We start from the raw sequence: 11,617 nt of genomic DNA, 5'->3' as shown, positions 1-11,617 counted from the left end.
CGATGTTCTGGACACTACCGACCATCATGACCTGGACGCGCATCGTCGCGATCCCTTTGATCGTCGGCGTGTTCTACCTGCCGATGGCCGAGCCGATGCGCAACCTGATCGCCACGGTCATGTTCATCGTCTTCGCCGCGACCGACTGGCTCGACGGCTTCCTGGCACGCCGGCTCAACCAGACCTCGGCCTTCGGGGCCTTTCTCGATCCGGTGGCCGACAAGTTCCTGGTGTGCGCGTCGCTGCTGGTGCTGGTGCACCTGAACCGGGCCGACGTGTTCGTGGCGCTCATCATCATCGGCCGAGAGATCGCCATCTCGGCGCTGCGCGAATGGATGGCGCAGATCGGCGCCAGCAAGAGCGTGGCGGTGCACATGATCGGCAAGGTCAAGACGACCGTGCAGATGATCGCGATTCCGTTCCTGCTCTATGACGGGCGCCTGTTTGGCGTGATCGACACCGGCGTCTGGGGCCAGTGGCTGATCTGGATCTCTGCCGTGCTCACCATCTGGTCGATGGTGTACTACCTGCAGAAGGCCATTCCGGAAATCCGGGCTCGTACCAAATGACCCCGGCAGCCGCAGGCCGCGGCGCGGGCTGGCTGCGGTCGATGCCCGCGGTCTTCGTGCTCATCTGGAGCACGGGTTTCATCGTCGCGCGCTACGGCATGCCGTACGCGCCGCCTCTCAAGTTCCTGGCAGTGCGCTTCGCCTTGTCGCTGGCATGCTTCACCGCGTGGGTCGCGTTCGCGCGGGTCGAATGGCCGAAGCAGCGCGCCCAGTGGGGGCACCTAGCGGTCACCGGCATCCTGATGCAGGCGGGGTACCTTGGCGGCGTCTGGGCTGCGGTGCGCGAGGGCATGGGCGCGGGGTTGGTGGCGCTGCTGGTCGGCATCCAGCCTGTGCTGACGGCCGTCTGGCTGTCGTTCACCGGCGGGCGCATCACGGGGCGTCAATGGATTGGGTTGGGGCTGGGCTTCGCGGGCCTCGTGCTGGTGGTGCTGCGCAAGCTCGGGCAGGGCGGCGAGGTCAGCGTGCAGACCATGGCACTCGCGCTGATGGCGCTGGTATCGATCACGGCGGGCACGCTGTACCAGAAGCGCTTCGTCGCGCCCTGCGACGTACGCAGCGCGAGTGCCGTGCAAATGGCTGCTGCCGTGCTGGTCACCTTGCCGTTCGCTGCGCTGGAGTCCGACAGCATCCACTGGAACCTGCATTCGGGTGGCGCGATGGCGTGGTCGGTGCTGGCGCTTTCGCTGGGCGGCAGTTCGCTGCTCTATATGTTGATCCAGCGCGGCACGGCCACTGCTGTCACCAGCCTGCTCTATCTGGTGCCGCCTTGCACGGCGGTGATGGCCTGGCTGCTTTTCTCCGAGCCGATCACGCTGGTGACGGTGCTGGGCATCGGGCTTACCGCTGTGGGCGTTAGCCTCGTGGTGCGCAACGGACGCTGAGCGGTCCGATCCTTCTTTTCTAGCGCCCGCCGGCCTTGCCCGGCTTCCAGGGCTCGCCGCGAAACTGCTCGACGAGGTGATCGACCAGCAGGCGCACGCGGCGCGGCGTCTTCGGACGCCAGGGCGCGATCCAGTGGATGTCGGCTTCCGCCATCGCGTACTGCGGCAGCAGGCGCACGAGTTCGCCGCTGGCGAGTTGCGGCGCGATGTCCCAGAGGCTGCGCAGCATGATCCCGTGTCCGGCCAGACACCAGTCGCGCACCATCTCGCCTGAGTTGCTGGTCAGCGCGCCCTGCACGCGCACGCGCGCCGTGCTGCCGTCGCGCGCGTGGCGCAGGGTCCACACCGCGTGCTGGCGCTGGCTGGCGTCGCCGTTCTCGCGCGCGACCAGGCAGTCGTGCGAGGCCAGCGCCTCGACCGTGGCCGGCGTGCCGCGGCGCTTCAGATAGTCGGGCGAGGCGGCGAGCACGCGCTGGTTGCGCGCGATGCGCCGCGAGATCCAGTCGGCCGCGTGGCGCTGCTGCACGGCCCAGAGCCAGACCGCGCCGTCGTAGCCTTCGGCGCCGAGGTCGGGCAGTTGCTCGGTCAGCAGCAGTTCGACTTGCAGTGCGGGGTGGCGGGCCTGGAAGGCAGCCACCGCCGGCCCGAGCCAGCGCCGGCCGAAGCCGAAGGTGGCGGCCAGGCGGATCGTGCCGGTCAACTCGTTCTGCCGTTCGCCGAGCTCGTTCTCGAGCGCGGCGAAACCGTCGAGCAGCGCTCGCGCATGCAGGCAGACCGCCTCGCCCTCGGCCGTGGCGCTGAGGCGCCGGGTGGTGCGCTCGAACAGCCGCTGGCCCAGGCGCATCTCCAGTGCACCGAGCCGCTTGGTGACGACAGAAGGCACGACGTCGAGCGTGGCCGCCGCGCCAGCCAGGCTGCCCTGGTCACGAATGGCCAGCACCAGGGCGAGGTCGCTTCGGTCCATCGAAGATTGATTCATGCCGAAATGGAAAGTATGAATTGGCCGATTGTTGCTTGATGGCGCGCAGGCCGCAACGCACAATCGTCGCCGTGACGGCCTCATCCTTCCTTTCCTTCCCCACCTTCGACATCGAGCGCAACGGCGTGCGCATCCATGGCCGCATCGGCGGGCAGGGGACGCCCCTGCTGTTGCTGCACGGTCATCCGCAGACGCATGCGATCTGGCACCGCGTGGCGCCCGCGCTGGCCGAGCGGTTCACGGTGGTGGCGGTCGATCTGCGCGGCTACGGCGACTCGGGCCGGCCGGCGCCGGATGCGGAACATGCCGTCTACAGCAAGCGCGAGATGGCGCTCGACGCGCTCGCCGCCATGCGGCACCACGGCTTCGACCGCTTCGGCGTGCTGGCGCACGACCGTGGCGCGCGTGTCGCGCACCGGCTCGCGGCGGACCACCCCACGGTCGTCGAGCGCATGCTGCTGCTCGACATCGCGCCCACGCTCGCGATGTACGAGCAGACTTCCGAAGCCTTCGCGAAGGCCTACTGGCACTGGTTCTTCCTGATACAGCCGCCGCCGCTGCCCGAGGCGCTCATCGCATCCGACCCCGTGCGCTACGTGCGCAGCGTGATGGGCGGGCGGCACGCCGGCCTCGCGCCCTTCGCGCCCGAGGTGCTGGCCGAGTACGAGCGCTGTGCCGCCATTGCGGGCACGGCCGAATCCATCTGCGAGGACTACCGTGCCTCCGCCACCATCGACCTCGCGCACGATCGCACCGACATCGCCGCCGGCCTGCAGCTGGCGCTGCCGCTGCGCGTGCTGTGGGGCGAGCATGGCGCCGTCGGCAAGGCCTTCGACGTGCTGGCGCTCTGGCGCGAGCGCGCCGCCGATGTGTCGGGCCGCGCGTTGCCGTGCGGCCACTATGTTCCCGAAGAGGCCCCGCGCGAGCTGCTCGCCGAGGCCCTGGCCTTCTTTTCACCTTTGCAGCAAGTACACCCAGGAGCCAACTCATGAGCACCCACAGAATCGCAGTCATCGCCGGCGACGGCATCGGCAAGGAAACCATGCCCGAGGGCCTGCGCGTGCTCGATGCTGCGGCGCGCAAATTCGGCATCGACCTGAAGTTCGACCACTTCGACTTCTCGAGCTGGGACTACTACGAGAAGCACGGCCAGATGCTGCCCGACAACTGGAAGGACCAGGTCGGCGGGCACGACGCCATCTTCTTCGGCGCGGTGGGCTGGCCCGAGAAGATTCCGGACCATGTGTCGCTGTGGGGCTCGCTGCTGATGTTCCGCCGCGAGTTCGACCAGTACATCAACCTGCGTCCCGCGCGCCTGATGCCCGGCATCATTGCGCCGGTGGTGCGGCGCGACGGCACGCCGCGCGAGCCTGGCGAGATCGACATGTACATCGTGCGCGAGAACACCGAGGGCGAGTACTCCAGCATCGGTGGTCGCATGTACCAGGGCACGCCGCGCGAGATCGTGGTGCAGGAAACCGTGATGTCGCGCGTGGGCGTCGACCGGGTACTGAAGTTCGCGTTCGAACTCGCGCAGTCGCGGCCGAAGAAGCACCTGACCAGCGCCACCAAGTCGAACGGCATCTCCATCACCATGCCGTACTGGGACGAGCGCGTGGCCGAGATGGGCAAGAGCTATCCCGACATCAGGCTCGACAAGTTCCACATCGACATCCTCACGGCCCACTTCGTGCAACGGCCCGACTTCTTCGACGTGGTGGTGGCGAGCAACCTGTTCGGCGACATCCTGTCGGACCTGGGGCCGGCCTGTACCGGCACCATCGGCATCGCGCCCAGCGCCAACCTCAACCCCGACCGCACCATGCCGTCGCTGTTCGAACCGGTGCACGGCTCGGCGCCCGACATCGCCGGCAAGGGCATCGCCAACCCGATCGGGCAGATCTGGTGCGGCGCGATGATGCTGGAGTTCCTGGGCCACAAGCAGGCGCACGACGCCATCCTGTCGACCATCGAGAAGGTGCTCGCGCCCCAAAGCGGAGCACCGCGCACCCCCGACATCGGCGGCAAGGCCAGCACCGCCGACCTGGGCAAAGCCATCGCCGATGCGCTTTGAGCCGCCACGAAAAAAGACTTCACGAAACGCCCCTAAAATCGCGCGCTCCGCTGCTCGGCATGGCCTCGTGTCTTATTGACACCCTGCAGACCAGTGGTTGTAATCCTCGCTGGCAGTGCGCTGCCGAGGCGTCAGTCCTGCCAGGCTCTTGTGTCGCATCGCTTGCGGCCAGGTCGCAGCTGACGGAAGCCGACCAACATTTTTTCTACAAGGGGCCCTTGTGAACAAGACCGAACTGATTGAGCACATCGCAAAGAACGCCGACATTTCCAAAGCCGCAGCGACCCGCGCGCTCGAATCCACCATCGGCGCCATTCGTACCACGCTCAAGAAGGGCGGCTCTGTTTCGCTCGTCGGTTTCGGCACTTTCGCAGTAGGCAAACGCGCGGCCCGCACCGGCCGAAATCCCCGCACCGGCGACGCGATTAAAATCAAGGCCGCCAAGATCCCGAAGTTCCGTCCCGGCAAGGCGCTGAAAGACGCGCTGAACTAAGGCGTTAGACTCGGAAAGTATTCCAGGTGGGGTGCTTAGCTCAGTTGGTAGAGCGGCGCCCTTACAAGGCGTAGGTCGGGGGTTCGAGCCCCTCAGCACCCACCACCACCCGATGCAAAGGCGAACCACAAGTTCGCCTTTTTTATTGCCGTCCGACTGCCGTCGAAAAAGAGTGTTCAAGCATGTTTGATACCTTCCGCAAGTACAACAAAGTCGTGATGATTTTCTTGTTCTTGCTGATCATTCCCTCGTTCGTGTTCTTCGGTGTCGAGCGCTATCAGGGTTTCGGCCGCGACGAGAAGGTCGCGCGCATCGAAGGGCACGACATCACGAAGCCCGAGTGGGATCAGCAGCACCGCATCGAGACGGATCGCATCCGCCAGCAGTCGCCCAATGTCGATCCGACGCTGCTCGAGTCGGACGCCCTGCGCTACGCCACACTGGAGCGCATGCTGCGCGACCGCGTGCTGGCTGCAGCGGCTGCCAAGGCCAACATGACGGTGTCCGAAGACCGCCTCTCGCGCACTTTCGCGCAAGACCCGGGCCTGGCTTCGTTCCGCACTCCCGACGGCAAGTTCGACCGCGAGACCTTCCAGCGCGTGACAGGCCGCACGCCTGAGCAGTACGAAGCATCGGTGCGATCCGACATGGCAACGCAGCAAGTGCTGCTGGGCATTTCGAATTCGGCCTTCACGCCGCCGGCCCTGGCCGCCACCACCGTCAACGCCTTCTACGACACGCGTGAAATCCAGGTCGCCCGCTTCAGCCCCGAGAGCTTCGCATCGAAGGTGACGGTGAGCGATGCCGACATCGAGACCTACTACAAGGACCACACGGCACAGTTCCAGGCGCCCGAGCAGGCCAGCATCGAATACCTGGTGCTCGACCTCGATGCGGCCAAGAAGAACGTTGTCGTGAACGAGGCCGATCTCAAGACCTATTACGAACAGAACGCCTCGCGCTTCGGCACCAAGGAAGAACGCCGCGCGAGCCACATCCTGATCACCGCGCCGTCGAGCATGTCCGCCGCCGATCGCGAAAAGGCCAAGGCCAAGGCCGAGCAATTGCTGGCTGACGTGAAGAAGGCGCCCAATACCTTTGCCGAAGTGGCGCGCAAGAATTCGCAGGACCCGGGCTCGGCGGAGAAGGGCGGCGACCTCGACTTCGTGACCAAGGGGGCGATGGTCAAGCCTTTCGAAGATGCGATGTTCGCGCTCAAGAAGGGCGAAATCAGCAACGTCGTCGAAACCGAATTCGGCTACCACATCATTCACCTGACCGACGTCAAGCCGGCCGTTGTGCCGCCCTTCGAGCAGGTGCGTGCAACCATCGAGAACGAAATGCGCTCGCAGCAGGCAACGCAGGAGTTCGCGAAGGCCGCCGAGACCTTCACCGATGCGGTCTACCAGTCGCCCGAGAGCCTCAAGCCGGCGGCCGAGAAGCTCAAGCTCACGATCAAGACGGCCGACAACGTCGCGCGCACCGCGGCACCGGGTGCCACCGGCCCGCTGGCGAGCCGCAATTTCCTGAATGCGTTGTTCGCAGCCGATTCGCTCGAGCGCAAGCAGAACACCGAGGCGATCGAAGTCGGTCCCAGCCAGCTTGCATCGGGCCGCGTGACGAAGTACACGCCGGCGCACCCCGTGCCGCTGGCCGACGTGAAGGACAAGATCCGCGCGCAACTCGTCGCCGAGCGTGCTGCCGTGCTTGCCAAGACGGAAGGCGAAGCGAAGCTCGCCGCCTGGACTGCCAAAGCGGATGGCGCAACCTTTGGCGCGCCCGTGACGGTGTCGCGTCGCGACGTGCAATCGCAGCCGCTGCCGGTCATCGACGCCGCGCTGCGTGCCGATCCTTCCAAGCTGCCCGTGCTCGTGGGTGTGGACCTGGGCGCGCAAGGCTACACGGTGGTCCGCGTGACCAAGGTCGTTCCGCGCACGCCGCCGCCGGCCGAGCTTGCAAAGCAGGAGCAGATGCAGGTCGGCCAGTCCGTGGCTGCCGCCGAAGATGCCGCGTACTACAACATGCTGAAGGACCGCTTCAAGGCGGAGATCCTGGTGCCGAAGCCGGCTGACACACTGCCGCCTGCCGCGAGCCGTTGATACGCGCGCACGGCGCACTACCGGACGCACACAGCCCGAGCCAATCATTGGCTCGGGCTTTTTTCATGGAGCGCGATCAGGTCGCACGAGGGACAACTTGTGCCCTCGCTTCTTGCCAGAATCCCGCCCATGGGAACCCTCTACCTTGTGCGCCACGGGCAGGCCAGCTTCGGTGCTGCCGACTATGACAACCTGAGCGAACTCGGACACCGCCAGTCCGTTCGCCTCGGCGAGTACTGGCGCGAGCGTGGCATGAAGTTCGATGCCGTCATCACCGGCACGCTGAAGCGCCATCGCCAGACTTGGGAGGGCATCGCCAAGGGGCTGGGCCTCGAGCGCGACGACGTGTTGCCGTGGCCTGGTCTCAACGAGTACGACAGCGAGGCGGTCATCGCCACCATCCACGAAGGCAAGCTCGAGAAGCCCGATTCGCCCGAGATGTACCGGCACCACTTTCGCCTGCTTCGCGAAGGACTGAGCGCCTGGATGCAAAGGCGGACAGCGCCGGCCGGCATGCCGAGCTATGTCGACTTTCTCGCTGGAGTGACGACGGCGCTCGATCACGTGCGTGAAAAGCACCATGGCGCTAAGGTTCTTGTGGTGTCGAGTGGCGGGCCGATCAGCACGGCGGTGGGGCATGTGCTGGGCACGAGCGCTGAGACGACGATCGAACTCAACCTGCGCATCCGCAACACGTCGGTGACCGAGTTCGCGTTCACGCCCAAGCGGCACATGCTCGTGACTTACAACACGCTGCCGCACCTTGACGGTCCGGCGTACGAAGACTGGATCACCTACTCCTGAAGAGTGGCTGCTTCAGGCTTGCCAGACGCCGTAACCGGCCTTGCGCAGAGCGATGCCGAGGTCGACCTCCATCAGGCGCGCGTCCTCGTAGGTCATCGGGTTGTAGCGTTCGTAGAGTGAGGGCAGCAACCGCAAGCCGAATTCCTGCACGAAGCTGTTGGCCTGGATGCCGGCCTTGTGCTTGTCGAAACGGATGTCGGGGTCTAGGCCGGTCATGCCGACATGGACGAAAGGCTTGCCGAGCTGGTAATCGGGGTTGGCGCGCCTGAAGCGGCCGTTGTTCCATACGCGGTCGTCCAGCTCGACCACATAGACATGATGCTTTGCGCGCGCCTTGCGAGGCATCACTGCAGCGGCCGTGCGCGGTAGGCGGCACGGCCCCTTCTTCGCATCAGCTCTTGCGCTTGATCAGGCCGTAGATGAAGAGCAGCACGATGGCGCCCAGCACCGAGGCGATGAAGCCCGCGCCCTGGCCGGCGGTGTACCAGCCCAGCGACTGGCCGACGTACGTGACCACGAGCGAGCCCGCAATGCCGATGATGGTGGTGACGATGAAGCCCGCGGAGTCATCGCCCGGCTTGACTGCCCGTGCCACAAGACCCACGACAAACCCGATCAGAATGGTCCAGACGATGCTCATGAAGAATTCCTTTGGTGTGATGTGGTGAGGTGGGAATTGGCCGGAAACCATGCCCGTCTGCGCGGGTCGCATTCATGATAGCGGAGCGATGTGCATGCCGGCGATGACGACGAACATCGAAAGGCCACGCGGGAATTTGTGCCGGACTTCGTGATGCGGGCGTTGGGCGACGTCCTACAAATTCGTTGTCGTTGTCGTTGCGGTGGCCGACCGTTCGCACGCCATGCGCCGCTTCGATGGTGCAGGGTGGGGCGAGAGGCCTGACGGCTCGATCGGATCGAAGGTGAAATCACCCCGCCCAGGCCGACGGCGGCAGAGGGAAATGTGGCTTTCAAGCTGTTTGATCGATGCCACCTGTCGAAACGGCGATTTTTAACGCTACAATCGTAGGCTCTGCGGTGGCTGTAGCTCAGCTGGTAGAGTCCCAGATTGTGATTCTGGTCGTCGTGGGTTCGAGTCCCATCAGCCACCCCAATAAATATCTCCTCGCTGCTATTGCGCAATAGCGGTATTCAGAGGATCTCGACGCCGGGCTTGACCCGGCGTTGTCATTTTCGGCGGCCGCATCTTCTGCAGCCCTCGTGCCGAAGCTCCTTTTTCTCACCCTGCCTGCATATAAGACGTCAACGGCGGCGTCCACTTTGTGTTGCGAGTTGTTGCACTAATGCAATGCGCCACCGTTTTTTTCGTCCGGCAAGGCACTTGTGGCAAATGTAAACTGAATTAAAATCGCCCCGTTTTCAATTCAAGGAGTCCAACAATGGCTTCGACCCTCGCCGATATCAATTCCCAGATCAAGAAGCATGACGAGCAGATTGCGCAATTGCGCAAGCAGGCCGAAGACCTGCGTAACCAGGAACGCGCGGGCGTGATCGAAGAGTTGCGCAGGAAGATTGCCGAATACGGTTTGACGGCTTCCGACCTGAAGCTGGCCGGCCGGGTGGGCTCCGTCAAACGCGCCGCAGGCGCCGTGCCGGCCAAGGCAGCTGCCAAATATCGCAGCCCGACCGGCGAAACCTGGTCTGGTGGCCGTGGTCGCAAGCCGCGCTGGGTGACCGAGGCATTGGCAGCAGGCAAGTCGCTTTCCGATTACGAGATCAAGTAAGTGCCTCTGTTTTCTCTGGGCAGGTGCCCAATAAAAAAGCCCGCGCATGCGGGCTTTTTTATTGGGTGCCGAAGATGAAGAGGAGTCTCGGCGCGCTCAGTTCACCATCACGAGTTTTCCTTTGACGCCGCGCGAACCCATGTGGGCGTATGCGGCCTTCAATTCGGCCATCGGCATCGTGCTGTCGATCACCGGCTTGATCTTTCCTTGGCCGTACCACTGCGCCAATTCCGCCATCATCTGAGCATTGGCCTTGGGCTCGCGTTTCGCAAAATCGCCCCAGAACACGCCGACCAGCGAGGCGCCTTTCAGCAGCGTCAGATTCAATGGAAGCGACGGAATCGGGCCCGATGCAAAACCGACGACCAAATAACGGCCGCGCCATCCGATGGAGCGAAACGCCGGCTCTGCAAAATCGCCGCCTACCGGGTCGTAAATGACATCCGGGCCTTTGCCGTCGGTGGCGGCCTTGATGGCATCGCGAAAACCGTTGGGAAGCGAATGCGTCGTGTAGTTGATCGTGGCGTCGGCGCCAATGGAGCGGCAAAGCTCGCATTTCTCGTCGGTGGAGGCTGCCGCTATCACCTTGGCTCCTGCGGCCTTTGCGATCTGGATGGCTGCGGTGCCCACGCCGCCGGCTGCGCCGAGCACCAGCACGGTCTCGCCGGCCTTGAGCTGCGCGCGGTCCATCAGTGCGTGCCACGATGTGGCATAGATCATGATGAAGGCGGCCGCATCGACGTGGCCGAAGCCTTCGGGCAGCGGCATGCACAGGGCCGCGGGCGCCAGCGTATGGGTGCCGAAGCCGCCGGTACCGGAAAGGCAGGCCACGTTCTGCCCGACCTTGAGGTGGGTGACGCCTTCGCCGACCGCCTGGACGACACCCGCGTACTCGGAGCCCGGCACGAAGGGCAGGGGCGGCTTCATCTGGTATTTGTTCTGCACGATCAGCAGATCGGGGAAATTCAGGCTGGCCGCCTTGATTTCGATGAGCACCTGGCCCGGGCCCGGGGTGGGTGTCGGCAACTCCTTCCAGGTCAGCGCGTCGACGCCGATGGGGTTCTCGCAAAGCCATGCATGCATGCCGGGGTCTCCTTCAGATGGGTAATGTTGGGGCAATGTTGCGGGCGATGATAGGGGCCGCGGCGGGGTGGGCTTGTCCCTGCTGCGACGCACCCGAAGCCTACAATCCGGTGCATCCAGAGGCACCATGAAGATACTTATTTCCAATGACGACGGCTTCCAGGCGCCGGGCATCGTCGCCCTGCACGACGCACTCAAGGACATCGCCGAAGTCGAAGTGGTCGCACCCGAGCACAACAACAGCGCCAAGTCGAACGCGCTGACCCTTGCGGCGCCGCTCTACGTGCGCGAGGCGCACAACGGTTTTCGCTACGTCACCGGCACGCCGGCCGACTGCGTGCACATCGCGCTCAAGGGCCTGCTCGACTACCGGCCCGACCTGGTGGTCTCCGGCATCAACAACGGTGCCAACATGGGTGACGACACCATCTATTCAGGCACCGTCGGCGCGGCGATGGAGGCTTACCTCTTCGGCATTCCGGCCATTGCCTTCTCGCAGATCGAAAAAGGCTGGGCGCACGTGGATGCTGCGGCCCAGGTAGCGCGGCGGCTTGTGCAGCAGATCGAGCGCGAGCGCATGCTTGGAAGCGGAGCCTTCCTGCTCAACGTGAACGTGCCGAACCTGCCTTTCGACGAGCTGAAGCCAATCAAGGTCTGCCGGCTCGGCCGACGCCATGCTGCAGAGAAGGTGATCACGCAAGACAGCCCGCGCGGCGAGACCATGTACTGGATCGCCGGCGCCGGCGGTGCCAAGGACAGCGGCGAAGGCACCGACTTCCACGCCACCGCGGCCGGCCACATCGCACTGACGCCGCTGCAGATCGACCTGACAGACCACGCCAACCTTGGCCAATGGCGCGAGACGGTGGCCCGTCTCGGCAACTGAC

13 protein-coding genes and 2 tRNA genes are annotated in these 11,617 nt (G+C 64.7%); 11 read left to right on the top strand and 4 right to left on the bottom strand.

All coding sequences use genetic code 11. The features are described from left to right. Positions 1 to 2 precede the first annotated feature (2 nt). Entirely contained in the window at positions 3 to 569 is a 567-nt protein-coding gene (gene pgsA / locus EJO71_RS26415) for a CDP-diacylglycerol--glycerol-3-phosphate 3-phosphatidyltransferase (RefSeq protein WP_093203413.1), read from the top strand. Then, positions 566 to 1,453: a DMT family transporter gene (locus tag EJO71_RS26410; RefSeq protein WP_125951621.1), complete on the top strand. Its 888-nt coding sequence runs from the start codon at positions 566 to 568 to the stop codon at positions 1,451 to 1,453. Before pgsA ends, EJO71_RS26410 begins: the two co-directional genes overlap by 4 nt. Before the next feature lie 19 nt (positions 1,454 to 1,472). Here the strand turns inward: EJO71_RS26410 and EJO71_RS26405 are convergent, their stop codons facing one another. Beyond that, positions 1,473 to 2,432, bottom strand: coding sequence for a LysR substrate-binding domain-containing protein (locus EJO71_RS26405; protein WP_125951620.1), 960 nt, complete (start codon positions 2,430 to 2,432; stop codon positions 1,473 to 1,475). Positions 2,433 to 2,503: 71 nt separating this feature from the next. Between EJO71_RS26405 and EJO71_RS26400 the strand changes: the two genes are divergently transcribed. From EJO71_RS26400 to EJO71_RS26375, 6 genes are all read left to right on the top strand, one after another. Beyond that, on the top strand, positions 2,504 to 3,424 hold the full coding sequence (locus EJO71_RS26400; RefSeq protein WP_125951619.1) for an alpha/beta hydrolase: 921 nt from the start codon (positions 2,504 to 2,506) through the stop codon (positions 3,422 to 3,424). After that, positions 3,421 to 4,506, top strand: a complete 1,086-nt coding sequence (locus EJO71_RS26395; protein WP_125951618.1) for a tartrate dehydrogenase — start codon at positions 3,421 to 3,423, stop codon at positions 4,504 to 4,506. Before EJO71_RS26400 ends, EJO71_RS26395 begins: the two co-directional genes overlap by 4 nt. A 220-nt stretch (positions 4,507 to 4,726) precedes the next feature. Continuing rightward, positions 4,727 to 4,999, top strand: a complete 273-nt coding sequence (locus tag EJO71_RS26390) for an HU family DNA-binding protein (RefSeq protein ID WP_007830705.1) — start codon at positions 4,727 to 4,729, stop codon at positions 4,997 to 4,999. Positions 5,000 to 5,028: 29 nt separating this feature from the next. Further along, positions 5,029 to 5,104, top strand: a tRNA-Val gene (locus tag EJO71_RS26385). Between the two features lie 77 nt (positions 5,105 to 5,181). Continuing rightward, complete coding sequence (locus tag EJO71_RS26380; RefSeq protein ID WP_125951617.1) at positions 5,182 to 7,098, top strand: SurA N-terminal domain-containing protein; 1,917 nt, start codon at positions 5,182 to 5,184, stop codon at positions 7,096 to 7,098. 129 nt (positions 7,099 to 7,227) lie between these two features. Next, entirely contained in the window at positions 7,228 to 7,902 is a 675-nt protein-coding gene (locus EJO71_RS26375) for a histidine phosphatase family protein (RefSeq protein WP_125951616.1), read from the top strand. A 12-nt stretch (positions 7,903 to 7,914) separates the two neighbouring features. Here EJO71_RS26375 and EJO71_RS26370 read toward each other — a convergent pair whose 3' ends face one another. Both EJO71_RS26370 and EJO71_RS26365 read right to left on the bottom strand, forming a co-directional pair. Next, entirely contained in the window at positions 7,915 to 8,247 is a 333-nt protein-coding gene (locus EJO71_RS26370; protein WP_125951615.1) for a hypothetical protein, read from the bottom strand. Between the two features lie 46 nt (positions 8,248 to 8,293). Beyond that, positions 8,294 to 8,542, bottom strand: a complete 249-nt coding sequence (locus tag EJO71_RS26365; RefSeq protein ID WP_125951614.1) for a GlsB/YeaQ/YmgE family stress response membrane protein — start codon at positions 8,540 to 8,542, stop codon at positions 8,294 to 8,296. A gap of 398 nt (positions 8,543 to 8,940) precedes the next feature. Here EJO71_RS26365 and EJO71_RS26360 point away from each other — a divergent pair. Then, positions 8,941 to 9,016 (top strand) — tRNA-His (locus EJO71_RS26360). Between the two features lie 286 nt (positions 9,017 to 9,302). Further along, a complete protein-coding gene (locus tag EJO71_RS26355; RefSeq protein WP_125951613.1) occupies positions 9,303 to 9,647 on the top strand; it encodes an H-NS histone family protein in 345 nt (114 codons plus the stop codon). A gap of 96 nt (positions 9,648 to 9,743) precedes the next feature. Here EJO71_RS26355 and EJO71_RS26350 read toward each other — a convergent pair whose 3' ends face one another. Beyond that, positions 9,744 to 10,730, bottom strand: coding sequence for an NADPH:quinone oxidoreductase family protein (locus tag EJO71_RS26350; protein ID WP_125951776.1), 987 nt, complete (start codon positions 10,728 to 10,730; stop codon positions 9,744 to 9,746). Positions 10,731 to 10,857: 127 nt separating this feature from the next. Here EJO71_RS26350 and surE point away from each other — a divergent pair, with 127 nt between their 5' ends. Beyond that, positions 10,858 to 11,616, top strand: coding sequence for a 5'/3'-nucleotidase SurE (gene surE / locus EJO71_RS26345; RefSeq protein ID WP_125951612.1), 759 nt, complete (start codon positions 10,858 to 10,860; stop codon positions 11,614 to 11,616). Position 11,617 lies beyond the last annotated feature (1 nt).

Origin of the sequence: Variovorax sp. 679, assembly GCF_003952185.1 — a bacterium.
In the GTDB taxonomy this organism is placed as follows: Bacteria; Pseudomonadota; Gammaproteobacteria; order Burkholderiales; family Burkholderiaceae_C; genus Variovorax.
Note: the sequence above shows the minus strand (reverse complement) of the source record. Positions and strands in the feature narration are given on the sequence as shown.

Coding starts and splice junctions, on each gene's coding strand:
- EJO71_RS26370 (WP_125951615.1), bottom strand. CDS start 8,247: ATGCCTCGCAAGGCGCGCGCAAAGCATCATGTCTATGTGGTCGAGCTG.
- surE (WP_125951612.1), top strand. CDS start 10,858: ATGAAGATACTTATTTCCAATGACGACGGCTTCCAGGCGCCGGGCATC.
- EJO71_RS26350 (WP_125951776.1), bottom strand. CDS start 10,730: ATGCATGCATGGCTTTGCGAGAACCCCATCGGCGTCGACGCGCTGACC.
- EJO71_RS26375 (WP_125951616.1), top strand. CDS start 7,228: ATGGGAACCCTCTACCTTGTGCGCCACGGGCAGGCCAGCTTCGGTGCT.
- pgsA (WP_093203413.1), top strand. CDS start 3: ATGTTCTGGACACTACCGACCATCATGACCTGGACGCGCATCGTCGCG.
- EJO71_RS26395 (WP_125951618.1), top strand. CDS start 3,421: ATGAGCACCCACAGAATCGCAGTCATCGCCGGCGACGGCATCGGCAAG.
- EJO71_RS26405 (WP_125951620.1), bottom strand. CDS start 2,432: ATGAATCAATCTTCGATGGACCGAAGCGACCTCGCCCTGGTGCTGGCC.
- EJO71_RS26355 (WP_125951613.1), top strand. CDS start 9,303: ATGGCTTCGACCCTCGCCGATATCAATTCCCAGATCAAGAAGCATGAC.
- EJO71_RS26365 (WP_125951614.1), bottom strand. CDS start 8,542: ATGAGCATCGTCTGGACCATTCTGATCGGGTTTGTCGTGGGTCTTGTG.
- EJO71_RS26380 (WP_125951617.1), top strand. CDS start 5,182: ATGTTTGATACCTTCCGCAAGTACAACAAAGTCGTGATGATTTTCTTG.
- EJO71_RS26410 (WP_125951621.1), top strand. CDS start 566: ATGACCCCGGCAGCCGCAGGCCGCGGCGCGGGCTGGCTGCGGTCGATG.